Annotated in this window: 21 protein-coding genes; 5 read left to right on the forward strand and 16 right to left on the reverse strand. The window is 58.9% G+C overall.

Annotated features, from left to right (window positions below; all coding sequences use genetic code 11):
- The first annotated feature begins 71 nt into the window (after positions 1-71).
- The 5 genes from dctP (at position 72) to AC0J4F_RS20630 (ending at position 5,769) form a co-directional block, all read left to right on the forward strand.
- Complete coding sequence (gene dctP, locus AC0J4F_RS20610; RefSeq protein ID WP_208326742.1) at positions 72-1,058, forward strand: TRAP transporter substrate-binding protein DctP; 987 nt, start codon at positions 72-74, stop codon at positions 1,056-1,058.
- Between the two features lie 68 nt (positions 1,059-1,126).
- Positions 1,127-1,675 (forward strand): TRAP transporter small permease, encoded by a 549-nt coding sequence (locus AC0J4F_RS20615; RefSeq protein ID WP_133950771.1) that lies wholly within the window; start codon positions 1,127-1,129, stop codon positions 1,673-1,675.
- Positions 1,675-2,991: a TRAP transporter large permease gene (locus tag AC0J4F_RS20620; protein ID WP_133950773.1), complete on the forward strand. Its 1,317-nt coding sequence runs from the start codon at positions 1,675-1,677 to the stop codon at positions 2,989-2,991. The genes AC0J4F_RS20615 and AC0J4F_RS20620 overlap by 1 nt, the downstream gene beginning before the upstream one ends.
- Entirely contained in the window at positions 2,988-4,265 is a 1,278-nt protein-coding gene (locus tag AC0J4F_RS20625) for a malonyl-CoA decarboxylase (protein WP_133950775.1), read from the forward strand. The genes AC0J4F_RS20620 and AC0J4F_RS20625 overlap by 4 nt, the downstream gene beginning before the upstream one ends.
- On the forward strand, positions 4,246-5,769 hold the full coding sequence (locus AC0J4F_RS20630; protein WP_133950777.1) for a malonate--CoA ligase: 1,524 nt from the start codon (positions 4,246-4,248) through the stop codon (positions 5,767-5,769). Before AC0J4F_RS20625 ends, AC0J4F_RS20630 begins: the two co-directional genes overlap by 20 nt.
- 50 nt (positions 5,770-5,819) lie before the next feature.
- On the opposite strand, the gene AC0J4F_RS20635 is transcribed toward AC0J4F_RS20630, so the two are convergent.
- The 16 genes from AC0J4F_RS20635 to AC0J4F_RS20710 all read right to left on the reverse strand — a co-directional run bounded on the left by AC0J4F_RS20635 (position 5,820) and on the right by AC0J4F_RS20710 (position 23,635).
- A complete protein-coding gene (locus AC0J4F_RS20635) occupies positions 5,820-6,614 on the reverse strand; it encodes an IclR family transcriptional regulator (RefSeq protein WP_133950779.1) in 795 nt (264 codons plus the stop codon).
- Between the two features lie 83 nt (positions 6,615-6,697).
- The gene (locus AC0J4F_RS20640) at positions 6,698-8,038 is read right to left on the reverse strand and encodes a TRAP transporter large permease (protein ID WP_133950781.1); all 1,341 of its coding nucleotides are present in this window, start codon (positions 8,036-8,038) and stop codon (positions 6,698-6,700) included.
- Positions 8,039-8,088: 50 nt separating this feature from the next.
- Positions 8,089-8,586: a TRAP transporter small permease gene (locus tag AC0J4F_RS20645; protein WP_473024528.1), complete on the reverse strand. Its 498-nt coding sequence runs from the start codon at positions 8,584-8,586 to the stop codon at positions 8,089-8,091.
- 61 nt (positions 8,587-8,647) lie between these two features.
- Positions 8,648-9,715 carry a C4-dicarboxylate TRAP transporter substrate-binding protein gene (locus AC0J4F_RS20650; protein WP_133950785.1) on the reverse strand — a complete coding sequence of 356 codons (1,068 nt, stop codon included), beginning with the start codon at positions 9,713-9,715 and terminating at the stop codon, positions 8,648-8,650.
- Between the two features lie 172 nt (positions 9,716-9,887).
- Positions 9,888-11,408: a class I adenylate-forming enzyme family protein gene (locus tag AC0J4F_RS20655; protein ID WP_133950787.1), complete on the reverse strand. Its 1,521-nt coding sequence runs from the start codon at positions 11,406-11,408 to the stop codon at positions 9,888-9,890.
- 61 nt (positions 11,409-11,469) lie between these two features.
- Positions 11,470-12,252: an oxepin-CoA hydrolase, alternative type gene (locus AC0J4F_RS20660; protein WP_133950789.1), complete on the reverse strand. Its 783-nt coding sequence runs from the start codon at positions 12,250-12,252 to the stop codon at positions 11,470-11,472.
- A gap of 3 nt (positions 12,253-12,255) precedes the next feature.
- A complete protein-coding gene (locus AC0J4F_RS20665) occupies positions 12,256-13,389 on the reverse strand; it encodes an acyl-CoA dehydrogenase family protein (RefSeq protein WP_473024529.1) in 1,134 nt (377 codons plus the stop codon).
- 12 nt (positions 13,390-13,401) lie between these two features.
- Entirely contained in the window at positions 13,402-14,598 is a 1,197-nt protein-coding gene (locus tag AC0J4F_RS20670; protein WP_473024530.1) for an acyl-CoA dehydrogenase family protein, read from the reverse strand.
- Between the two features lie 10 nt (positions 14,599-14,608).
- A complete protein-coding gene (locus AC0J4F_RS20675; RefSeq protein WP_473024531.1) occupies positions 14,609-15,787 on the reverse strand; it encodes an acetyl-CoA C-acyltransferase in 1,179 nt (392 codons plus the stop codon).
- A gap of 11 nt (positions 15,788-15,798) precedes the next feature.
- The gene (locus tag AC0J4F_RS20680; RefSeq protein ID WP_473024532.1) at positions 15,799-17,886 is read right to left on the reverse strand and encodes a 3-hydroxyacyl-CoA dehydrogenase NAD-binding domain-containing protein; all 2,088 of its coding nucleotides are present in this window, start codon (positions 17,884-17,886) and stop codon (positions 15,799-15,801) included.
- Between the two features lie 298 nt (positions 17,887-18,184).
- On the reverse strand, positions 18,185-18,472 hold the full coding sequence (locus AC0J4F_RS20685; RefSeq protein ID WP_133950800.1) for a GIY-YIG nuclease family protein: 288 nt from the start codon (positions 18,470-18,472) through the stop codon (positions 18,185-18,187).
- 176 nt (positions 18,473-18,648) lie between these two features.
- The gene (locus tag AC0J4F_RS20690; protein WP_473026454.1) at positions 18,649-19,344 is read right to left on the reverse strand and encodes an ABC transporter ATP-binding protein; all 696 of its coding nucleotides are present in this window, start codon (positions 19,342-19,344) and stop codon (positions 18,649-18,651) included.
- Positions 19,345-19,352: 8 nt separating this feature from the next.
- A complete protein-coding gene (locus AC0J4F_RS20695; protein ID WP_133950802.1) occupies positions 19,353-20,132 on the reverse strand; it encodes an ABC transporter ATP-binding protein in 780 nt (259 codons plus the stop codon).
- The gene (locus AC0J4F_RS20700; protein WP_133950804.1) at positions 20,129-21,391 is read right to left on the reverse strand and encodes a branched-chain amino acid ABC transporter permease; all 1,263 of its coding nucleotides are present in this window, start codon (positions 21,389-21,391) and stop codon (positions 20,129-20,131) included. The genes AC0J4F_RS20695 and AC0J4F_RS20700 overlap by 4 nt, the downstream gene beginning before the upstream one ends.
- Positions 21,388-22,320 (reverse strand): branched-chain amino acid ABC transporter permease, encoded by a 933-nt coding sequence (locus AC0J4F_RS20705; protein WP_473024533.1) that lies wholly within the window; start codon positions 22,318-22,320, stop codon positions 21,388-21,390. The genes AC0J4F_RS20700 and AC0J4F_RS20705 overlap by 4 nt, the downstream gene beginning before the upstream one ends.
- 82 nt (positions 22,321-22,402) lie before the next feature.
- A complete protein-coding gene (locus tag AC0J4F_RS20710; protein ID WP_473024534.1) occupies positions 22,403-23,635 on the reverse strand; it encodes a branched-chain amino acid ABC transporter substrate-binding protein in 1,233 nt (410 codons plus the stop codon).
- Positions 23,636-23,725 lie beyond the last annotated feature (90 nt).

Raw genomic sequence — 23,725 nt, forward strand, 5'->3', positions numbered from 1 at the left:
GAGAATACATTCGGTGCAAGGATGCCTCCCGAGCTTGACCAAACGTCACACGCTCTTTGGGAGGAACAACAATGACCATGAAACTGACATCTGCCGTTGCAGCTGCCGCGCTGCTCGGTTCAGCTTTTGCCGCCAATGCCACGGAACTGCGCCTGTCGCACCAGTGGTCCACCAGCGATGTGCGCCACAAGGTGGCGGAAATCGTCGCCAACGAAGTCGCCGCTGCCGACGTCGATCTTGAAATCAAGATCTTCCCGTCAAAGTCCCTGTTTAAACCGCGCGAGCAGTACAAGCCGCTCAGCCGCGGTCAGCTCGACATGACCGTGTTCCCGCTGAGCTATGCCGGCGGCCAGCAGCCCGCCTATAACCTCACCCTGATGCCGGGTCTGGTGAAGAACCACGACCACGCAGCCCGTCTCAACGAAAGCCCGTTCATGGGCAAGATCGAGGAGATCATGGCTGGCGATGACGTGATGGTTCTGGTTCACGGCTACCTCGCTGGCGGCTTTGTCGGCAAAGACAAATGCATCACCGCCCCGGAACACGTGAAGGGGCAACAGACCCGTGCAGCGGGTAAGGCATTTGAACAAATGCTCGCAGGGGCCGGTGCCTCTATTGCGTCCATGGCGTCTTCTGAAATCTACAACGCCATGCAGACCGGCGTTCTGACGGCTGCGAACACCTCGTCCTCATCCTTCGTCAGCTATCGGATCTACGAGCAGGTCAAGTGCTACACACCGGCCAGCGACTTTGCCCTTTGGTTCATGTATCAGCCGCTCTTGATGAACAAATCCACCTATGACGGCCTGAACGATGCCCAAAAAGCAGCGCTGCAGGCAGGTGCCGCCAAGGCTGAGGCGTTCTATCTGGAGGAAGCCAAGAAGCAGGATGCGGCGTCTGCCGATATTTTTGCAGAAAATGGCGTTGAGATCGCGCAGATGAGCCAGGAGGAGTTCGACGCCTGGCGGGCCCTTGCGCAAGAAACCTCCTACAAGGCCTTCATCGAGCAAACTCCGGGCGGCCAGGAGCTCCTGGATATGGCACTGTCGGTCCAATAAGTCCTTGACCGGGGCGGTGTCACACCGCCCCGCCTCTCGCTACCCTTTTTCTTTTTCGGGAGTTCCCCATGGCGGGTCACAGCTCGGCAGCCGTTGCGCGTGCCGGTAACAACCCCTTTTTGCGCGCTGTCGCGGCCATTTCGACCGTTGCAGGCTGGTGCTCGGCAGCCATGATTGTCGCCGCCGTTGCGATCACCTGCCAAATGATCTTTGTCCGGTTTGTCCTGAATGGCTCGACGGTCTGGCAGACGGAAGCGGTCATCTATCTGGTGATTGCCGCGACGCTTGTCGGGCTGCCTTATGTCCAGCGGTTGCGCGGCCACGTCAATGTCGATCTGGTGCCGCTGTCCCTGCCGCCACGGGCTCGGTTTTTTCTCGCGTTGATTACCCTCTCGTTGTCGATCCTGATTGTCGGGATCATGCTGTTTTACGGCTTTGAGTACTGGCACTTTGCCTGGGACCGCGGCTGGCGCTCAGACACGGTTTGGGGCGTCCGGCTTTGGATCCCGTACCTCTCTCTGCCCGTCGGATTTGGCCTGCTTCTTTTGCAGCTGATTGCCGATCTGGTCGCCGTCATCACCCGGGTTGATCGCCCGTTTGGCCTGGAGGACGCATAATGGATCCGCTTCTCCTCGGCGCATTGGTCGCCTTCTTCACCATCTTCGTTCTGTTTTCCGGTGTCTCGGTCGCGCTGGGGCTTCTGATCGTCTCAGCCGGGTTCCTGATCATCTTCGACGGCATGCGGTCCCTCGAACTGATGCCGGAAATCCTGTTCGGCAAACTCGACAACTTCGCGCTCCTCTCGATCCCGATGTTTATCATTATGGGCGCTTCAATCGCGTCCACGCGCGCTGGTGCCGACCTCTATGAAGCGTTGGAACGTTGGCTCACACGCGTTCCCGGCGGGCTGGTTGTCTCCAACCTTGGCGCCTGCGCGCTGTTTGCTGCCATGTCTGGATCCAGCCCGGCAACGTGTGCGGCAATTGGCAAGATGGGCATTCCCGAAATGCGCAAGCGCGGCTATCCGGACGGCGTTGCAGCCGGGTCGATCGCAGCTGGCGGAACACTCGGCATCCTGATCCCGCCGTCAGTTACGATGATCGTGTACGGCATTGCGACCGAAACCTCGATTGGACGCCTGTTCCTTGCCGGTGTCATTCCGGGCCTTCTCCTGGTTGGCCTCTTCATGGCATGGTCACTCTATTCCACCTGGCGCTCCGGGGATGCCTCTGTTTTGAGTGCCGGCAGCTACACCTGGAAGCAGCGTTTTGAAATCCTGCCTCGGGTCCTGCCCTTCCTCGCGATCATCGTCGGCGTGCTCTACGCCATGTATGGCGGCATCGCGACGCCGTCGGAAACGGCCGCTGTCGGCGCGTTGATGTGTCTGATCATCGCAATGGTGATCTACAAACTCTGGAACCCGGGAGATCTTTGGGTTGTCCTGCGCGACAGCACCAAGGAAAGCGTGATGATCCTGTTCATCATCGCAGCGGCTGGCGTCTTTTCTTACATGCTGTCCTCGTTGTTCATCACGCAGGCGATTGCCGAGTGGATCGGCACCTTGGATGTGAACCGCTGGGTGCTGATGGGCGCAGTCAACATCTTCTTGCTGATTGCCGGTTTCTTCCTGCCGCCGGTTGCCGTGATCCTGATGGCCGCACCGATCCTGTTGCCGATCATCACCACGGCCGGATTTGATCCGATCTGGTTTGCGGTTGTCCTGACGATCAACATGGAGATCGGCTTGATATCCCCGCCGGTCGGCCTCAACTTGTATGTCATCAATGGCATTGCACCGGATATCTCGCTGAAGACCATTCTCAAGGGATCCTTACCCTTTGTGGGATGTATGGTCGTCGCGATCATCCTGTTATGCATCTTCCCAGGACTGGCAACATGGTTGCCGGATGCTGTGATGGGACCAACACGATGACCCTATTGGCTGATCTGCTGTCTTCAATCTTTGACCGCCGGTACCGGACGTTTCTTCCCGGAAGCTCCGACAACCGGCCCATGGAGGAACTCACCGCCGCGCTTTTGGGTGCGTCGGGTGAAGTTTCGGGCAGCACCATCGCCCGGATCATCCTCGACCGGTATGAAACAGCGGAGGAAGACGAAAAACTATCCTTTTTCCGGCACTTGGCCGAAGATATGGCTGTCTCGCCTCAAGACCTTCGCGCAGCACTTGAGACCTATGAAAAGGGGCAAACGAAAACCAGCTACGAAACCTTGGTCCGTGCAGCCGAACCACGCCGGCAGGAACTGATCCGCCGGCTCAACCAGGTACCGGACGCCACCCGGTCCTTGGTGGCCATGCGCGCCGATCTCCTGCGCTTCAGTAGGGAGGACGACGCACTGCAAGCCCTCAACGTCGACTTTGGCCATCTGTTTGCCAGCTGGTTTAACAGAGGGTTCCTCGTGCTCAGACCGATCAATTGGGAAAGCCCGGCCAATATCCTTGAAAAGATCATTGAATATGAAGCGGTGCACGCCATAGACAGCTGGGATGACCTGAGACGGCGCTTGCAGCCCGCTGACCGGCGCTGTTTCGCCTTCTTCCACCCCACCATGCCGGACGAACCGCTGATCTTCGTGGAAGTCGCCCTCACCAAGGGGGTTCCCTCATCTATCCAAGCGCTTTTGAGCGAAGAACGGGAGCATATCGAGGCAGAAGACGCGAATACGGCGGTTTTCTATTCCATCTCGAACTGCCAAAAGGGGCTGGCGGGGATTTCCTTCGGCAACTCTCTGATCAAACAGGTTGCTGCAGATCTTTCCCTGGAATTGCCGAGCCTGAAAACCTTCGTAACCCTGTCGCCAATTCCTGGCTTCCGGAACTGGATCGAGAATAACGATCTCGATCCGCTTCCCGACGATTCAAAACAGCTCAAGGCGCTCGCGGCCCACTATCTGATCGCAGCCAAGCGCCGGAACGGATTGCCGCTTGATCCTGTCGCCCGCTTCCATCTCGGCAACGGCGCGCAGGTCTATCAGGTTCATGCGGACGCCGACCTTTCTGAAAAGGGTCAACAGCAATCCGCCGGCGTGATGGTCAACTACCTTTACAATCTTTCGAAGGTCTCGCAAAACCACGAGCGCTTCGCCACCTCCCATGAAATTGCGGCCTCTTCGGATATCAAGTCGCTCAGCGCGGCCGCTGAAAAAACACTCAACAGGAGCCCGACCGATGGCCAACCCGCTCTTTGATCAGCTGTTCGGCAAACATGCCGGCAAGACGACGCCGTTTCTGCATCTGGCAAGCGGAGCCACCCTCACCCATGCCGAGTTCCTGGGACAAGCAGCACAGATTGCCCATGCTCTGACCGAATTCGGACTGAAGCCCGGTGACCGGCTCGCAGCCCAGATTGAAAAGTCACCCGAGGCACTTGCTCTCTATGCGGCCTGTGCGCAGGCCGGGGTAATTTTCCTGCCGCTCAACACGGCCTACACGGTCGATGAGCTGACCTATTTCATTGAGAACAGCGGTGCTGCGCTTGTTGTCTGCGATGCGCGCAGCGAAGCCGCGCTCACGCCGATCGCAACCGGCCTTGGAGCCAAAATTGCAACGCTCAATGCCGATGGCTCCGGGTCTTTGACCGAGACTGCGAAAGGCAAGCCGGCCACCTTCGATGTTGTCGACCGGTCCGCCGATGACCTGGCAGCCTTCTTGTATACCTCCGGCACGACTGGGCGCTCCAAAGGCGCGATGCTGACCCAGGCGAACCTCCTTTCGAACGCTGAAACACTGACGGACTACTGGAAGTTCTCCGACACGGATGTGCTCCTGCACGCCCTGCCGATCTTCCACACCCACGGTCTGTTCGTTGCGACCAATGTGATGCTCGCAGCCGGTGGTTCCATGATCTTCCTGCCGAAGTTCGATCTGGACGCCATGATCGCCAACCTGCCGAAGGCGACCTCTATGATGGGTGTTCCGACGTTCTATACCCGGCTGCTGGACGATGACCGGTTCACCAAGGACCTGACCAGCCACATGCGCCTGTTCATCTCCGGGAGCGCGCCGCTCTTGGCTGAAACCCATGTGCGGTTTGAAGAGCGCACCGGGCACCGGATCCTTGAACGCTACGGCATGACCGAAACCAACATGAACACGTCGAACCCTTATGACGGCGAGCGGCGTGCAGGAACGGTCGGGTTTCCCCTGCCCGGCGTCGACCTCAAAATCACCAACCCGGAGAGCGGCGCCACCCTGCCGGACGGTGAGGTCGGTCAGATTGAGGTCCGGGGAGCGAACGTGTTCAAGGGCTATTGGCAAATGCCGGAGAAGACAGCCGCGGAACTGCGGGACGACGGGTTCTTCATCACCGGAGACCTCGGCAAGGTCGACGCCGATGGCTACGTTCACATCGTTGGCCGGAACAAGGATCTGATCATCTCCGGCGGCTACAACATTTATCCGAAGGAAATCGAGCTGATCCTCGATGAACAACCCGGCGTGCTGGAAAGTGCTGTTATCGGGGTTCCACATGCCGATTTCGGTGAGACCGTCGTCGGTTTGATTGTCGCGGAGCCCGGTACAAATCCCGATCTTGATGCCATTCAGGCAGCCGTGAGTGACGGCCTTGCCCGCTTCAAGCACCCGCGGAAGCTCATCGTTGTTGACACTCTGCCGCGCAACACCATGGGCAAGGTTCAAAAGAACATACTGCGGGACACCTACGCGGATCTCTTTGCGCCGGTAGCCGGATAAATCCCAACAATCAATGACTGTCTGCCGTGCTTTTGCACGGGAGGCAGCTGCTAGACGGGCAGCAGCAGCGAATAATGCTGGCCAGTTATCCCGCGCAGCTCCTCGACCGCACCGGCGAGTTTCGGCCCGACACTTTCTTTCATCCTTGCAACAGTGAGGACATCGGCCGCAGCGCCGCTCAAGAACGTCACCGGCTCGCTGAATTCTGACGGGCGGTACGGCGTTGCCAGAGCGTTGATCGAGGCGGAGAACCGGTCATCACCAGTCAAGTACATGTACCCATTCGCCAGCAGATGGTCCTGTGATTTGACGGACAAGGACCGGCACTCAGCGGCCTGATCCCCGGGCAAGAGCGCCACCAGCTTACGCCGCTCCTCATCGGTCAGAGCTCCCAGATAGGCGGCTCCTGTCGACGATTTCAGGACCGGCATCCGGTACCCGACATTCAGCCAGATCGTTGCTGAGTTTTCCGGCCGCCAGGTTTTCACCATCAGCATCTCGCCGTCGTCCTGAATGGCTACTCCAATCAGGGTCTTTGTGTCGTTGGCAAGCTTCTGCATGATCGGCGTTGCCGTTTCGATAAACCCGAACGCGGCCGCCGCAATGTTCCCAAGCGCCAGCGCCGATGGACCGAGACGGTATTTGTCATGATGACGGCCATGCGTGAGGTAGCCCAAAGCGCACAGGGTGAAGGTCAAGCGCGACACAGTCGAACGCGGCAAGCCTGTGCGTTCGGATATCTCAAGGTTCCCAAGCCCGTTGTCCGTGGGGCGGAAAACTCTGAGCACGCTCAGACCGCGGGCCAGAGTATTCGCGTAGCGTTTGTCATCCTTAAGATCGGGCATATTTTGTCGCTTTATTGGTGTCCCACTTTGTATCTATCCAATACCTCTTGGCCTTTGCATAGCCCAGATCCGAAAACTCCACGTTACTTCACAGCTTCTGACAGGAAGAGTGAAATGGCAGGGAAGCTGACGATCAGCGCAAGCACGACCAGGTCTACAGCCAGGAAGCGCCAGATGCCGGCGAATATCGTCCCAACGGGCGCTTCCTTGCCAACTACGTTGGCCAAAACAAAGACGTTCAAACCGACTGGCGGTGTGATCAATCCGATCTCCAGTAGTTTGACCACGACAACGCCGAACCAAATAAGATCCATGCCGTTTGCTTCAACCAGCGGGATCATCAACGGCAGGGTGAGCACCATGATGCCGATCGGATCAAGGAACATGCCAAGAAGGATGTAGACCAGGCAGATGCAGAAGAGCAGCATGGCCGGGCTGAGTTGCGCCTCGGACACGGCCTGAACAAGAGCCGGGGCAATGCCTGTGAGTGCAATGGCGGAAACAAAGATCTTGGCAGCGGCAGCAACGATAAAAAGCGAAGACGTCTGAATGACGGTATCGCGCACTGCATGCCACAGATCCGGCAGGCTCAACCGGCGTTGCATGAAACCGATGGCGGTCGTGACCACCACACTGACTGCTGCAGCGGCGGTTGCGGTAAAGAAGCCGCCGTAGATCCCGACAACAATAATCAGAAAGATAAGCGCTGCCGGCCAGGCTTCCTTGGCGGCCTGAATCTTCTCTTCCCGGCTTGCCGGTGCCTCCTTCGCCGGAGCCACCTTCGGATCCATAGCAATCCAGACAGCAATCACCAAAAGAAAGCCGAGAAGTGTGAGGATGCCGGGCAGAACACCGGCGACAAACAGCTTGCTGACCGAGGTTTCGGTGAAGATTGCGTAGATGATAAAGAGGACGCTCGGCGGGATCAAAGACCCGAGGGTGCCGCCGGCAGCGACGCTTGACGTTGCAAGCTTCGGATCGTAGCCGAGCCGCAACATCTCAGGCGTACAAATCTTGCCCATAGTCGAGGCACAGGCAACAGAGGACCCGCTGATTGCGGAAAAGCCGCCACAACCGATCACCGACGCCATGGCGACCCCGCCGCGCAATTGCACCAGCCAGACGCGCGCTGAATTGTAGACAGCCGTCGTGATCCCGGCCTTGTAGGCGATGTTTCCTAGCGCCACGAACAGCGGGATCATGGACAGATCGAAAGAATGGATCAGGTCGAACGAATTGGAAAACACCATCGCCGACGTTGCCCGGAACGCCCGCTCCGGCATGAAGGTGCCCGTGCGCAGGGCGAAGATCATAAAGGCAGCGGCCGTTGCAACGCCGATCAAAGCAAAAGCGATCGGCACGCGCATCGCCAGCAGGATGAGCATGAAGGCAAACGCAATCAAGCCAATGGTTGCCGGATCCATAAACACATTCCCTGAAAGTATTGAGTGTCAGACTGAAAACTGAAGGTGGCTTAGTGGGTGCCGGTAATGATCACGCGTCCGCGGATTGCCGAAACCGCATCCCCGATCAGCATCAGCACCAACCGGATCCAGCAGAGAACGAGCCCAAGAACGAACGCCAAGCGGCCTGGCCACTGCGGCAGACCAAGATCACCGTAAAACGCATTGCCCGTTTGCCACTGATAGATGAATTCGTGGGCTGCAGACCAGATCAGCGGGATCAGCGCGACCGCACCGAAGGCTGCGCCAAAGACGACAAACCAGTTAACAACCCTGTCGGGCAGAAAGTTCGTCACGAATTCCACGGCAATGTGAGACCGGCGGGCCGTTGCTGCGGCCAAGGGCATGACGATTGCCAGAACCATGAGTTCGCGGACGATAATGATCGTGTCCGGCACAGACGCATTGAAGACGTTCAATGCAACGACATCTGCAAATATCAGCAATGCAAGCAGAATGGTCGCGGTCACGGCCACATCGACAAAAATCCGCTCCAACCGATCAAGCATCAAGTTCCCTCCCCGCTGAAGAAACCGGGGCGGTTGCCGCCCCGGCTGTTTGTCTGAGCGATCAGTTGCGCTCCCAAGGATATCCCTTCTCTTCGAACTCCTTGGTGTAATCGGCAACGGCTTCGGTGTAGGTCGCCATCAGCTTGTCAGCGTCGAACCCAACACTGTTTGCGTTTTCCTTCCACTCCTCAATGAACGGCTGGGTCGCAGCGTTCATCGCGGCACGGTCTTCAACGCTCAGCTCGAGCACCTTGATGTCCCGCTCGAATTCGCCGGCTTTCATGGCCTCAAGCGCCTTGGCATTCCGGCTCATGACGATCTGGGCGAACTCGTCCGCCAGTTCTTCACCGGTCTGCAGCATGATCGATTGCTGCTCTTCACTCAGCGCATCGAACGACTGCTTGTTCATGAACATGCCAAAGCCGCCGATCTGACCCCAGTTCAGGACCGTGAAGCTGTCGATCACTTCGTGCCACTTCAGAGCCGGGATGATGTAGGTGTAACCTTGGCTGCAGTCGATCAGGCCATTGTTCAGCGCCTGATAAGCCTCATAGACACTGAGATTAACCATGGTGGCACCCATTTGGCCGAACACCTTGCCGTAGACACCGGCGCCGCGGATCCGCTTGTCCGCGATATCCTTCACCGAGGCGATTTCACCGCCCGTGCAGGCCACGTTGACGTCTGATGCGGTAAAGGTCCCGATGTAGACCAAGTTTTTATCGGCCAGATGTTGGGTGATTTCCGGCGTATTGCGCATCAGTTTGTCTGTGGCCTTCAGGCCTACCCAGACATTCGGCCCGCTGATCGGCAGATCAGCGATGGAGTAGGCAGCCATTTCTTTCTGGAAATAGGCCGAGATGATCGATCCGGCGTCAGCAACACCAAACCCAATGGCATTGGCGGACGCATTCGCCTTGAACAGGGCGCCGCCGAACTGGATGTCCAGTTTCATGTCACCGCCGGACAGCTCACCGATCCGGTTGTTGAACCACTCCAGCGCCGTTGGAATCGTGCCGCGTGCCGGGCCAGCATGGCCATAAAAAATCGTGGTTTCCGCAACGGCTGCGGACGCGCTCAGTCCTGTGGCAAGGACCGCTCCTGCGAGCAAAGATTTCAAAACTTTCATAGGGTCTCATCCTCCATCGACCTTAGATTATTCCACTATATGGAATTATTTTTCATTTGAAAGAATAAAGTGCACTCCCTCAAACTTGCCGTTCGCCGGACCGGTAAAACCCGGCAAACAGGCTGGTTTCTGTGACAGTCTTCTTCGATCAACCCTTTGTGGGGCCTGCGTTTTATGCAGGTTCAGCCAGATCGTCCGCGAAGGTCTCGATCAGTTTGGATTTCAGGATTTTTCCGGTGGCCGCGGCCGGCAATTCGTGAGCGATCACGATCTTGCTCGGCCGCTTGTAAGGCGCGAGCCGATCGTGGAGAAACGCTTTCAGGTCCTCCTCGGTCACGGGGCTGCCTTTGGCAACCTTCACAAACGCCAGAACCTCTTCATTGCCTTCCACGGGACGGCCGACGACACCGGCAACAATCACCTCTGGATGGTCGGTCAAGATCCCCTCCACCTCCACCGGATAAACGTTAAAGCCGGAGCGAATGATCAGCTCCTTGGACCGGCCAGCAATGTGCAGGCGGCCTTCGGCATCGAACCGGCCAAGATCGCCTGTTTTGAAGAAACCGTCAGCCGTCATGACCTCCGCCGTCCGTTCCGGATCGCGGAAATACCCCTTCATGACTTGCGGGCCACCAAGAAGGATCTCGCCAATCCCCTTGTCCGGCTCTGCTCCCAGCGCCTCCAGATCCAGCCGCAACACACACTCGCCCATCGCCCGACCCACACTGATATCCGGGTCGCCGATCTCGTTGAGGGTTGCACAGACGCCAGCGGCGCCTTCGGTCAGGCCGTAGCCGTTTTGAAGCGGCAATCCGTAAAAGGCTTCGGCTTCCCGTTTCCAGGCTGGATCGAGCGGGGCTCCGCCGGACGACACAAATCTCAGGTGGCCGGCATCGTATTTCGCCTTGTTGTGGGCCCGGGCGTAGTGAAACAGGTGGGCATGCATTTGCGGCACGCCGGGCAACAGCGTGACATCCGTCTGCAAAGCCTCATAGAGCCGGGCCACATCGAATCTCGGTTCAAGCCGCAATGTGGTTTGCGCGACAGCTGCCGACAGCAGAGCCACAAAGCCGTAAATGTGCGACAGGGGCAGCGCCAGATAAGTCACGTCGTCGTCACGGCGGCTGCGAAGTTTTACCGAGGCGAGCGCCGCACTGTTCAAATTACCGTGGGTGAGCATGGCGGCCTTCGGGGTTCCGGTCGTCCCGGAGGTGTAGAGCATCAGAGCTACTTGCTCCCGGCCGTTGGCAAAGACCGGTTCGGCATCCGCCCCGTCGCGGCGCATGAGCGCTGCTTCGCCAAAGCTCCCGGTCACTTTCTCTGCGCTGAAGTGATCGGCATGGGCACTGGCTGCCTCCGACACATCCGAGCTGAACATGACAACGCTCGGATCACTGTGCGCAAAAATCCGCTCCAGCTCCGCATCGGTCAGGCGCGCGTTGATCGGCACTATGATGGCGTCCATACGGCTGGCGGCATAAAAGAACGCCGGAACCGAGACGCAGTTTTCGAAAACCATCACCAGACGGTCACCGGCCTTCAGGCCGAATGAGCGCAAAAGGTCCTCGGCCTCGCCCGCTGCCGCCTTCAGCTCGGTCCAGGTAAATGCCCGGTCGGCATAGTCGTGAATGGCAACGGTATCGCCCCGGTTTGCGGCCGCATCATCCAGAAAATCATGAATGCGATTGTGCATTGCGTTTCCTCCCAGTCGCCGCTCTTCAGGCAGCGTTTGTCAGCCGTTTATTGTCCGCCCCTCAGTCGCGAAACACCGGACGGGTTTTGTTCAAAATGGCCGCAATGCCCCGGCGGGCCTCCTCGCCCCCCAAAGCTTCCGCCATGGCATCTCGTTCTGCATTGAGTTGCGCATCCAGCGTTGCGGTCTCCGCAGAGGTCAAAAGCCCCTTGATGGCGGCCATGGCGTGCTCCGGACCGGCTGCGACTTTTGCGACCAGCGCCTGGGCCACGGACAGCGCACCGCCGGGATCCGCCAGCTCGGTCAAGACGCCCAAGTCATAGAGGCGTTCTGCAGTGAGCGGCGTTCCCAGCAAGGCCATCTTGGACACCGCACCGCGCGGCAAGGCATTCATCAGTGCATGGGTTACGCCACCGTCCGGAACCAAACCGGCCTTCACATAGGCGAGCGTGAACGTCGCCCCCTTGGCGCTGACGACCATGTCGCAGGCGAGCGCGATGCTCAGACCGGCCCCGGCAGCGCCGCCCTCGACCGCGCAGATGACGGGCTTGGGGCAGCTCCGGATTGCCCGGATCAGGTCGTGGAGCTTGCCAATCGCGGCCTTGCGCTCTTCGAGCGTCATATTGCGGCGTTCTTTCAAAAGGTTCAGATCGCCGCCGGAGCAGAAGTAATCTCCCTCCCCGGTGAGTACCACAGCCGTGATCTCAGGCGTTTTCGCCGCTTCCGCCAATCCGTCCAGAAGACCGTCATAGTACTCCGGCGACAAAGCATTGCGCCGGGCCGTGTTGGTGTTCCGCAGGACCAGATGGTCCGGATGCACTTCTTTTCGAAAGAGCCCGCTCATGGATCAGGCCGCATTCAGGGAAATGAAGCGCTCAAGATGATGGTCCACATCCCCGAAGAGATGATCGATCATCACCATTCGGCGGACGAAATGCGATAGGGCATATTCATCCGTCATCCCTATGCCGCCATGCATCTGGACAGCTTCCTCACCAACCAGGGCACTCGCGCGGCCAATCAGGTTCTTCGTCGCACTCACATGCCGTTCACGCCGGGCGCGCGGCGCGTCCAGATGACCGGCCAGATTGATCACTGCGGAACGTGCCTGCTCTACCTCGATCAAGACGTCCGCCATGCGGTGCTGCAGCGCCTGGAACTTGCCAATCGCAATGCCGAACTGCTTGCGCTCCTTCAGGTAATCGATGGTGAGTGCCTTCGCCGCTTCCATTGCACCGAGAGCTTCCGCGCTAACCGCGAGGGTTGCCCGCGCAACAGCTGCCTCGATCGCCCCGAAAGCTTCACCGGATGCACCCAGCCTTGCGCCTTCGTCCACGACCACATTTTCAAGGCGAATGGTCGCGGCCGACGTGCCGTCCACATTCGGATGATCGACGATGGCCACCCCTTTGGCATCAGACGGGACAAGGAACAGAGAGATACCCGTATCGTCGAAATCTGCTCCGGCCTCACGGGCGGACACCACAAGCATGCCGGCCTGCGCGCCGTTCAGCACATGCGCCTTCGTGCCGTTCAGCATGATCTGGCCGCCATCGGTTTTCGCCGATGCGGTGACATGATTGAGGTCGTACCGTGAGGCCGGTTCTGCATGGGCAAACGCCAGGAGAATCTCTCCCGCAATGACGCTGCCAATCAGCTCTTTCTGGCTGTCCGATCCGAGGTCCGCGATCAGGCTGCCAGCAAGGACGGCGTTGCCAAGGATCGGCTCGATGACACCGGCCCGGCCGAGCTCTTCAAAGACGACTGCGATGTCGAACCCGGTACCGCCGAGGCCGCCATCCTCTTCAGAGAACATCGCGCCAAGAACACCCAACTCAGCCATCTCGGCATAAACACCGGTATCATAGGCCTTGCCGGAGGCGATCAGCTTGCGCCGCTCTTCGTGGCCATATTTCTCGCCTAAAAACTTCTGCAACATGTCGCGCAGCAAGCCGCGCTCTTCCGTCAGATTAAAGTCCATCTGCTCAATGCCTCACAGTTGCAGGATTGCTTTGGTGATGATCGTACGCTGGATCTCATTGGACCCGCCAAAGATCGACAGCTTGCGCATGTTGAAATAGTTGGGTGCAGCCGCCGGAGCGTGTTCCGGGCCTTCGACCGGGACGTTGTCGCCGCCATCCAGATAATCGGGCAGGAACGGCATGGCATCGGGGCCAGCCGCCCGGCGCAGGAGCGAGGACAGTTCTTGACGGATGACCGTGCCCTTGATCTTCAGCATCGAGCTTTCCGGTCCGGGGGCCTGCCCCTTGGCGGCAGCGGAGACGACCCGCAGATTGGTCGTTGCCATGGCCATCAGGTCAATTTCGGCCTGCGCCATGCGCGCCGCGAAATATGGGTTCTGATCGAGAGGCTTGCCGCCGGACTGGGTGTTGGCAGCCACATGTTTTAGCGTTGCCAGCGCAGCGTTTGAAAAACCGACACCTGCAATGTTGGTCCGCTCGTGGGTGAGCAGGTACTTGGCGTAGGTCCAGCCCTTGTTTTCTTCGCCAACGAGATTTTCGACCGGCACGCGGACGTCATCAAAGAAGACCTCGTTGACCTCGGCCTCGCTGTCGATCAGCACGATCGGGCGCACGGTCACGCCGGGCGTGTTCATGTCGATCAACAGGAAGGAAATGCCTTCCTGCTTCTTGGCGTCCGCGTCAGTGCGCACCAGGCAGAAGATCCAGTTGGCGTGCTGGCCGAGTGTCGTCCAGGTTTTCTGGCCATTGACGACATAATGGTCGCCGTCGCGGACCGCCTTGGTCTTGAGCGCGGCAAGGTCTGATCCCGCGCCCGGTTCAGAGTAGCCCTGACACCACCAATCTTCGCCGCTCAAGATACGCGGCAGGTAGTGCTGGCGCTGTTCTTCCGATCCGAACGCCATAAGCACCGGTGCCAGCATCGAAAGGCCGAACGGCACGATGCGGGGCGCATGGGCCAGACAGGCTTCTTCCTCGAAGATCATGCGCTGAACAGCATCCCATTCAGCGCCGCCGTATTCTTTGGGCCAGTTCGGAGCCAGCCAGCCCTGCGCATTCAGGATGGCCTGCCAGCTTTCCATGTCCGACTTGGTCAACCGTTTGCCAAGGCGCACCTTTTCGGAGAGATGGCGCGGCAGTTTTTCGCTCAGAAAAGCCCGCACTTCGGCGCGGAATGCGTCTTCCTCAGGCGTGTAGCTCAGATCCATCAAAGCCCCCTTAGAAAATCTCAAACAGGCCGGCAGCACCCTGCCCGCCGCCAATGCACATGGTGACAACGCCGAGCTTAGAGCCCCGGCGGCGGCCTTCCAGAATCAAATGACCGGTCATGCGGGCCCCGGTCATCCCAAACGGGTGACCAATGGAAATCGAGCCGCCGTTGACATTGCACTTTTCCGGATCGATGCCGAGCTGCTCCCGGCAATACAGTGCCTGGGAGGCAAACGCCTCGTTGAGCTCCCAAAGGTCGATGTCATCGACCGACAAACCGTGGCGCTTCAGTAGCCTCGGAACGGCATAGATGGGACCAATGCCCATTTCATCCGGTTCACAGCCCGCCGTGACGAACCCCTTCAGTGCGCCGAGCGGCTCAAGGCCTTGTTTTTCAGCCAGATCAGCGTCCATCAGGACGAGCGCCGCGGCACCGTCTGACAGCTGGGACGCATTGCCGGCGGTGGTGAAATTGCCCTCACCGCGAACCGGCTCCAGCTTGGCCAGGCCTTCGAGTGTCGTGTTCGGACGGTTGCAATCATCCATGGAAAATGTGACTTCCTTGCGGGTCACTTCCCCGGTTTCCCTGTCCTTGAAGGCCTGGGTGACGGTGATCGGCACGATCTCGTCGTCGAGCTTTCCGGCGGCTTGAGCTGCAGCGGTGCGCTGTTGGCTGACCAGCGACAGTTCGTCCTGGGCATCGCGGCTGATGTTGTAGCGCTTGGCGACGATGTCGGAGGTCTCGATCATCGAGAGATAGACTTCCGGCTTGTGCTCATCGAGCCATTTCTCGCGCGCTGCAGGCGGGCGGGACGGCGGCATCTGGCTGATGCTTTCCACACCGCCTGCAATCGCAGCCGGGGCACCTTCAACAGAGATTGCATGCGCTGCCATCGCAACGGCCTGAAGGCCGGAAGAGCAGAACCGGTTGATGGTGACGGCCGCTGTGGTGACCGGCAGACCGGCGCGCAGAACGGACTGGCGCGCGATGTTGCTGCCGGTCCAGCCTTCCGGATACCCGCAGCCGATGAAGGCGTCTTCGATAATGGCCGGGTCTACCTTGGAACGCTCCACTGCGTGCTGGATCGCATGACCCGCCATGGTCGCACCGTGGGTTTCGTTGAACGCACCCCGATAGGATTTCGCCAGCCCGGTCCGGGCGGTCGAGACAATAACTGCTTGTTTCATCTAATGGGGCCTCACGCGTTCAGGCTGGCGAAGGTCTTGCCTTCTGCTGCCAATTTTTCTAACAGGGGAGCCGGTTGCCACAGGAAGTCATCTTCTTCGGCAAACCGTTTGATATCGTTCAAGATCTTGTCGACGCCGACCGTGTCCGCATATTGCATCGGACCACCGCGCCAGCGTGGGAAACCGTAGCCGTTGAGCAAGGTGACGTCGACATCGAGCGGACGCTGTGCAATGCCCTCCTCCACAACGAGCGCGGCTTCATTGACCATTGCAGCCATGTAGCGGTCAATGATCTCCTGATCACTCAAGCTCCGGCTTTCAATGCCCTTGGCCGCGCGTTCCTCGGAAATGTAGCCGAGAATTGCGTTGTTCGGGACCGGTTGTTCGCCGTTGTAGTCGTAAAATCCGCGGCCGGTTTTGCGCCCGTGATGCCCATCTTCGCAGAGCTTGTCGGAAAACTCCGCATAGACCTCGCGCGGGTCCCGGGTCGCCGCCAAACGCTGGCGTGTCATATATCCAATGTCGAGGCCGGCCAGATCACTGACCGCAAACGGCCCCATGGCCAGTCCGAAGTCGACGAGAGCCCGGTCAACATCGAACGGGCTGGCACCGGCAAGCACCGCGCCATCGATGGCTTTGCGGTAGGTTGCGAGGATCCGATTGCCGATAAACCCGTCGCAGACACCTGCGCGCACGCCGATCTTGCCGAGACGCTTTGCCAGCGCAAATCCGGTCGCAACCACATCCGGTGCGGTCTTAGCGCCGACAACGATTTCCAGTAGCCTCATGACATGCGCAGGCGAGAAGAAGTGCAGGCCGATCACATCCGCCGGTCGGCTGGTGATCTCCGCGATCTCGTCGACATCCAGATAAGACGTATTGGATGCAAGCACGGTGCCCGGCTTGCAGATCTTGTCCAGCTTGCCAAAGACCTCTTTTTTGACGTCCATGCTCTCAAAGACAGCTTCGATCACAAGATCGGCTTCGGCGAGCGCGGCGTAGTCGGAGCCCGCCTTGAAGTGTCCAGCCATGATGGCATCGAACTTTTCCTGTGAGAGCTTGCCACGTTTGACGGCACCGGCGAGGTTCCTGGAGACCGTTCCCTCCGCCTTGGCAACGGCCTCTGCATCCCGCTCGATCAGCGTGACCGTCAACCCGGCCAGAAGCGCAGAGGTCGCAATGCCGGAGCCCATGGTACCGCCACCAATGATGCCGACCATTTCAAGTGTGCGTGGCTCAACATCCTGAATCTCAGGCAATTTACCGACCTGGCGCTCAGAGAAGAACGCATGGATCAACGCGGCGCGCTGATCTGAGTCCATCAGCTCGCGGAACAACGCCCGCTCCTGAGCCAGCCCCTCCGCAAATGGCAGATTGACGGCACCTTCAATGGCATCGATGCATTTTTGCGGAGCGATCTGACCGCGTGCTTTTTTGGCGAGCGTCGCCCGGGCCTTGTCGAACAAACCGTCTTCCGGCGCATTGCAGGCAAGGCCACTCACCGGACGCGGCGCGGCACCGTCTTTCACAAGTGCTTTTGCATAGGCGAGACCGGCAGCGCGCATGTCGTCTTCGCCGCTGATCTGATCGATCAATCCGAGCTCAAGCGCTTGGTTGGCAGACACCGGCTTGCCGAAGGTGATCATATCGATGGCTTTTGCGACCGGCACCAGGCGCGGCAGGCGCTGTGTCCCGCCAGCCCCCGGCAGAAGGCCGAGGGACACTTCCGGCAGGCCGAGCTTGGTCTTCGCCGCTGCAATCCGGTAATGCGCACCAAGAGCGAGCTCCAGCCCGCCACCCAAAACCGTGCCATGAACGGCGGCAACCACAGGCTTTGTGCAGGCCTCGATTTCGTTCATGAGTTCCGGCAGGAACGGCTCTTTCGGCGGCTGGCCGAACTCACGGATATCAGCTCCTGCGACAAACGTCCGTCCGGCACCATACACCACAACGGCCTTGATCGCATCATTCGATGCGATGTCGCGGAACGCGTCCTGAAGTCCGGAGCGCACCGCATGCGAGAGCGCGTTGACCGGCGGGTTCGCGATTTCAATGACGGCAATGTTGTCTTCGAGTGTCAGATTGACGCTTTGTGTCACCACAAGGCCTCCCAGTCCAAGTGATTAGTACGTGAACAAAGTCCTAAACACATCCTGAAGAAATTTCAATATGTGGAATTCAATATTTTATATTGAAATTACAAACATCTCTTGGATGAGCCGTCGGCAATGCAGCATCCATCTCCCGCTGATGTCCCGGACTTGATCCGGGACCCTGCCAATTATCCAGCCCTTGGTCCCGGCTCAGGGCCGGGACGGCAAGTAGGTTAGCTTCCCCTTCCAGACTTATACACTTCGCGCTGTTCCGGACCTGATCCGGGACCAGCTTCAAACACACCTATAACGGGATTTGATCACGGATATCTCTCCAGCCTGGGTTTGACTTGGCAATCAGCTGCTCCTTCCAAGCTCGCCGCCAACGTTTCAGCCTTCGCTCTTGATGCACGACATCGATGACTTCATTGTGGACCTCGAAATAGACGAGCGTCTTGATGTTATATTTTTGGGTGTGGCTACCAGGTATCCCCGCCGCGTGCTGCTCCAATCTGTTTCGCAAGTCGCGCGCCGAACCAATGTAGATCGCTCCGTGTGGCTTATTCGCGAGGATATAAACGTAGTACGGCATTTGCTTTGCTCTAAAATGATCCCGGCTCAAGCCCGGGAAGGCACCGAATTCATCCCGCGATCTTCAGTTACTCCGCCGCCCTCTGCCGTCCCGGACTTGATCCGGGACCTGCAAAACCGCGCAGCCCTTGGTTCTGGTTCATGGCCGCAACGCAAACGGGGAACCGTTTGTTCGACTCACACTTCCAGCCACTCGCGGCGGATGTCGTCGCGGGTCAGGAATTCCTGCGGTGTTCCCGAATAGACGATCTCCCCATGTCCCATGACATAAACGCGGGAAGCGATTTTCAGGGCGATGGAGAGCTTTTGCTCCACCAGCAAGATGGAGACCCCCGCGCGGGCAATTTCGGATAAAAGCTCCCCGACCTGGGCCACGATCCGCGGCGCAAGGCCTTCCGTTGGTTCGTCGATCATGATCAGCTGCGGATCGCCCATCAGCGTCCGGCAAATCGTCAGCATCTGCTTTTCGCCGCCCGACAGAACGCCCGCCGGTGTATCTGCGCGCTCGGCAAGGTTCGGGAACATCTTCAGCATGTCCTCGATTGCCCAGCGCCCCGGCCGTTTCATGTCCTTGATGCCGAGCACAAGGTTCTGGCGAACGGTCAGGCCCGGAAAGATGTCCCGGTTCTCCGGCACATAGCCCAGACCCTTCAGGGCGATCTCATGGTTCGCGAGGCCCGAGATGTTCTCGCCCTTGAACCAGATATCGCCCTTTGGCGCGACCTCGCCCATGATCGCCTTCACGGTGGTCGAGCGGCCAACACCGTTGCGTCCAAGCAGCGCAACCACCTCGCCTTCGCCGACCTCCAGCTCGACACCGCGCAGAACGTGGCTTTTGCCATAAAAGGCGTTTAACCCGCGAACAGACAACATCCCGGTCATCACGCTGCTCCCTCAACCATCGGCAAATCCTCGGCTTCGTCGCCAAGATAGGCTTCGCGCACCTTCGCATCCCCGCGTATGGCCTCCGGTGGCCCGGATGCAATGATCTTCCCGTAGACAAGAACCGAAATGCGGTCGGACAGCCCAAAGACCACGCTCATATCGTGCTCGACAATAATGAGTGTCTTTCCGCGTGTGGCCCGCTCAATGAGCGCAACGGCCCGCTCCGTTTCCGAATGGCTCATCCCGGCGGTTGGTTCATCCAGCAATATGACATCGGCCCCGCCTGCAATGGTGATCGCGATCTCCAGTGTACGCTGATCGGCGTAGGGCAGACTTGCCGCGGGCAAGGACGCCTTATCGATCATGCCGACGGTCTCCAGAACCTCCGCCGTGCGGTCTTGGACATGTCTCAAGTTGCCGATGTTACGCCAGAAGCTGTAGCCGGTGCCGAGCGACCACAGGACCGCACAGCGGACGTTCTCGCGGACCGTCATGTTGGCGAAAATGTTGGAGACCTGAAAGGATCGCGACAGACCCATGCGGTTGATCTCATGGGCTTTGCGCCCGGAGATCTTCTGCCGACCCAGATGAACGCTGCCGGACGTTGGCCGGTGCAGTCCGGAGATCAAATTGAACAAGGTTGATTTACCCGCCCCGTTCGGCCCGATGATCGCGTGCCGTTCCCCCGGCGGGATATCCAGAGTGACCCCACGGATGATCTCGGCGGGGCCAAAGTTCTTGGTCAGATCCCGGATCGACAAGGCTGATGTGCTCATGACAAGGCCTCCTCTTTGTCTGATCCGCTGGACCGCATCACCCAGCCCCCTGCTGCAACCAGACCAAGCGCAAGCAGCCAGGTCACGGGATTGTCCGGTGCCAGGGCGATGCCGAACGGTTCGAAGACCTCGCCAAAACTACTGGATTCCCTGACCGCCACTTCGATGGTGATCACAATGCCGGTAAAGGCGAGCAGAGCTCCGGCCGCATAGCGCGCCCAGCGCCTCAGGATCACTCCGCGATCCGGGCTCTGCAGCCCCTGCGAAATAGAGACCAGGACACCGGCAAGACCGGATGGCGCGAACATGACGATCATCATGAACAAGAGCCCGAGATACAAAAGCCAGGCTTCGGTAAAGTCGGAGAGGTTGGATTGCATGTAGGTGAGCAGAACCGCGCCCAGCATCGGTCCCGCGAAGTAACGGATGCCCCCGACATAGGCCATCAGCAGGACAAATCCGGAGGGGATCACCGACAGGGTCTCAGGGGTGAAGATCTCGTAATTGACCGCAGCCATGCCGCCCGCAAGGCCCGCAAAGCCGCCGGCAAAGATGAAAATCAGATAGCGCACCCGCTGCGGATCATAGCCCACAAACTCCACCCGCTCCGGATTGTCGCGCACCGCCTCGCCCATCTTGCCCAGCGGTGTCCGGGTAAAGGCAAACATCGCAACGGTTCCAATCAACGTCCAGGCGGCAATGAACCAGTAGACCTCGTTGATCGGGCCAAGACTGAGACCGAACAGCTCCGGCCCGTTCATGCGGTCACCGGATACGCCCTCCTCGCCGCCAAAGAGGCTGGTGAACATGAAGCCGGCAGCTGCCACCAGTTCGGCAAGGCCTAGCGAGATCATCGCGAAGGGAATCCCGGCCCGCCGGCACGACGGCCAGCCGATGACAGCCCCCGCAAGGGCGCCGCCTGCAAATCCAACAAGCGGCAAGGCAAAGACCGGGAACATGCTCCAAAGGCCGGTCCCGGTTTCAATCGCCTGCATGGCATGCATCGCCGCATACCCGCCGAGGCCGAAATACACCGCATGGCCAAAGGACAAGAGCCCCGCGCGGCCAAGCAGCATGTTGTAGGACAGGGCAAACACCATGTTGATGCCGATCGCGTTCAACAGCGAATAGGTCGTGCGCGATGGCCCAGTCAACGGGATCGCCACAAGAACGGCCGCCATGATCAGGAACGGCAGCACACGTGTGCGGAATTTCTCCGACTGTGACGGCGCAAGGGATATGGACAGTGTGTCGGTCAAATTTCACGCTCCCCCATCAGACCGCGTGGGCGGATCATCAGGACCAGAACCAGCAACAGGAACGGCAGCATCGGGGCCAGCGAGGCAATCGAGATCCGGCCCAGATCGCTCAGCGGGTTCAGCCCCGTAAAGGCAAAGATTTCAGCGAAGGTCGTATCGATGGAAATTGCAAAGGTCTGAAGAAGACCAATCAGCAGGGACGCGATGAACGCGCCTTCCAGGCTGCCCATGCCGCCGACTACGACCACAACAAAGACGATCGGCCCGATGGATAGAGCCATAGCCGGCTCCGTGACGAGGTAGTTGCCTCCAATCACACCGGCAAGCCCGGCGAGCGCACAGCCGAAGCCAAACACAATCATGAAGACACGCGGCACATTGTGGCCGAGGTGCCCGACCATATTCGGATGGGTTAGCGCTGCCTGGATGATTAGTCCTGCGCGGGTCCGTTTCAAAAGGAACCACAGCCCGGCCAGCATCGCGATCGACACAACCAGCATGAAAATGCGGTAGGCTGGATATTGTGCGCCAAACAGCGTGAACAGCGGAAAATCGAGCGCAGCTGGGATTTCATATGGAACCGGGATCTTGCCCCAGATGATCTTGACGAGTTCGTCGATCAGATAGGCCAGACCGAATGTGAACAAAAGCTCGGCCAGGTGCCCATTCGTATGGACCTTGCGCAAGCCCCAGCGCTCAACACCGGCCCCTGCCAGCCCCACCAGGATCGGTGCCAGGAATAAAGCAATCCAGAAGCCCGTGACCGAGCCGATCGTATAGGCGAAATACGCGCCCAGCATGTAGAAGCTGGCATGTGCGAAATTGAGCACGCCCATCATGCTGAAAATGAGGGTCAGGCCGCTGGAGAGCATGAACAGCAAAAGCCCGTAAATTACCCCGTTCAGCAGAGAGAAAAAGAATGTTTCCATGAATGTCCTGCCTTCAAGGCCGCGCGCATTGATGGAAAGCGCGCGGCGTCAATGAATGGATGAAAGCTGCAGCCGACTGATGTCAGCTTGGCCGCTCCATCTGGCAGGTGGTTACTGTGCGGGTCGCATCACCCTCGATCATCCCGTCCGGATCGGTGGTAAACCCGAAGGCTGTGCCCTCCAGCGTTCGCGACACATCATCGGAGAAGGTGGAGATGAACAGCGGCTGGATCAGCTGGTGATTGTCCTCGCGCATGGAGACCGGGCCATAGGGCGTTTCATGCTCCATTCCGGCAAGGGCAAAAGCCACCTTCACAGGATCGTTCTCGCCCACTTCATCAACCGCCTTGTCGAACATCTCCATCAGCGTGAACACCCGCTGATAATAGTAATCGGTGCCGTAGCGCGCCTGAAAGCGGTCCATATTGGCAAACTGCTCTTCGCTGGTGTCGATGTTCTGATGGAACTCGGTGATCTGCTTGACGAGACCAATGGCGCCCTCGCCCATGGTTGCAACCGCTCCGAGCCCGCCGCCGTAATAGGTTAGGTAGGGTACATCGTGACCGGCAGATGATGCTGCCTTAACCAGCAGCGTCATGTCCTGCCCCCAGTTGCCGGTGATCACAGCGTCCGCATAAGAGGCGATCATCTTTTGAATATAGGGCGTGAAGTCCTTCACCTTGCCGAGCGGGTGCAGCTCGTTGCCGACGATCTCGATGTCCGGCCGTTTTTCGGCAATCATCGTCACGGCTGCATTGGCAACCGCCTTGCCAAAGGAATAGTCCTGCCCGAGGATGTAGACCTTCTTGATGTCATCCTGCTTGGCGAGCCAGTCGGTCATCGCCGCCATTTTCATATCCGCGTCCGCATCAAACCGGAAATGCCAGAAACTGCAGCGGTCGTTGGTGAAAGCCGGGTCCACGGCAGCATAGTTCAGGAACAGAACCTCTTCGCCCGGATTGCGTTTGTTGTACTTGTTGATCGCGTCGATCAGTGCCGAGGCGACGGAAGAGCCGTTGCCTTGAACAATATAGCGGATGCCCTGGTCAATCGCCTTTTGCAGCTGCACCAGGCTTTCCTTCGGATTGACCTTGTTGTCGAATGGTACGATCTCGACCGTCATTCCGCCTGCACCACCAGCCTCGTTGATCCGGTCAGCGGCATAGCGGAAATGCTTCAATCCCGTGTCCCCGGCCAGGGCGAAATGGCCCGACAGCGGATCGATATAGCCGATTTTCACGGTGTCGGCGCTGGATACGCTCATAGAGCAAGTGGCAAGCGCTGCGGCCGCCACAAGTGACTTCAGATAGTTCATGCTTTCCTCCCTGAGCGGCCGTCTTCCGGGTTTTCCCTGTTTTGACGGCCAGACAATTTGCTGCACTGCACGCAAAAGCTGATTTTGTGC

Source organism: Roseibium sp. R5, assembly GCF_055755305.1.

Excerpts from the sequence above, each read along its gene's own strand:
- dctP (WP_208326742.1), top strand. The coding sequence starts at position 72 with ATGACCATGAAACTGACATCTGCCGTTGCAGCTGCCGCGCTGCTCGGT.
- AC0J4F_RS20615 (WP_133950771.1), top strand. The coding sequence starts at position 1,127 with ATGGCGGGTCACAGCTCGGCAGCCGTTGCGCGTGCCGGTAACAACCCC.
- AC0J4F_RS20620 (WP_133950773.1), top strand. The coding sequence starts at position 1,675 with ATGGATCCGCTTCTCCTCGGCGCATTGGTCGCCTTCTTCACCATCTTC.
- AC0J4F_RS20625 (WP_133950775.1), top strand. The coding sequence starts at position 2,988 with ATGACCCTATTGGCTGATCTGCTGTCTTCAATCTTTGACCGCCGGTAC.
- AC0J4F_RS20630 (WP_133950777.1), top strand. The coding sequence starts at position 4,246 with ATGGCCAACCCGCTCTTTGATCAGCTGTTCGGCAAACATGCCGGCAAG.
- AC0J4F_RS20635 (WP_133950779.1), bottom strand. The coding sequence starts at position 6,614 with ATGCCCGATCTTAAGGATGACAAACGCTACGCGAATACTCTGGCCCGC.
- AC0J4F_RS20640 (WP_133950781.1), bottom strand. The coding sequence starts at position 8,038 with ATGGATCCGGCAACCATTGGCTTGATTGCGTTTGCCTTCATGCTCATC.
- AC0J4F_RS20645 (WP_473024528.1), bottom strand. The coding sequence starts at position 8,586 with ATGCTTGATCGGTTGGAGCGGATTTTTGTCGATGTGGCCGTGACCGCG.
- AC0J4F_RS20650 (WP_133950785.1), bottom strand. The coding sequence starts at position 9,715 with ATGAAAGTTTTGAAATCTTTGCTCGCAGGAGCGGTCCTTGCCACAGGA.
- AC0J4F_RS20655 (WP_133950787.1), bottom strand. The coding sequence starts at position 11,408 with ATGCACAATCGCATTCATGATTTTCTGGATGATGCGGCCGCAAACCGG.
- AC0J4F_RS20660 (WP_133950789.1), bottom strand. The coding sequence starts at position 12,252 with ATGAGCGGGCTCTTTCGAAAAGAAGTGCATCCGGACCATCTGGTCCTG.
- AC0J4F_RS20665 (WP_473024529.1), bottom strand. The coding sequence starts at position 13,389 with ATGGACTTTAATCTGACGGAAGAGCGCGGCTTGCTGCGCGACATGTTG.
- AC0J4F_RS20670 (WP_473024530.1), bottom strand. The coding sequence starts at position 14,598 with ATGGATCTGAGCTACACGCCTGAGGAAGACGCATTCCGCGCCGAAGTG.
- AC0J4F_RS20675 (WP_473024531.1), bottom strand. The coding sequence starts at position 15,787 with ATGAAACAAGCAGTTATTGTCTCGACCGCCCGGACCGGGCTGGCGAAA.
- AC0J4F_RS20685 (WP_133950800.1), bottom strand. The coding sequence starts at position 18,472 with ATGCCGTACTACGTTTATATCCTCGCGAATAAGCCACACGGAGCGATC.
- AC0J4F_RS20690 (WP_473026454.1), bottom strand. The coding sequence starts at position 19,344 with ATGTTGTCTGTTCGCGGGTTAAACGCCTTTTATGGCAAAAGCCACGTT.
- AC0J4F_RS20695 (WP_133950802.1), bottom strand. The coding sequence starts at position 20,132 with ATGAGCACATCAGCCTTGTCGATCCGGGATCTGACCAAGAACTTTGGC.
- AC0J4F_RS20705 (WP_473024533.1), bottom strand. The coding sequence starts at position 22,320 with ATGGAAACATTCTTTTTCTCTCTGCTGAACGGGGTAATTTACGGGCTT.
- AC0J4F_RS20710 (WP_473024534.1), bottom strand. The coding sequence starts at position 23,635 with ATGAACTATCTGAAGTCACTTGTGGCGGCCGCAGCGCTTGCCACTTGC.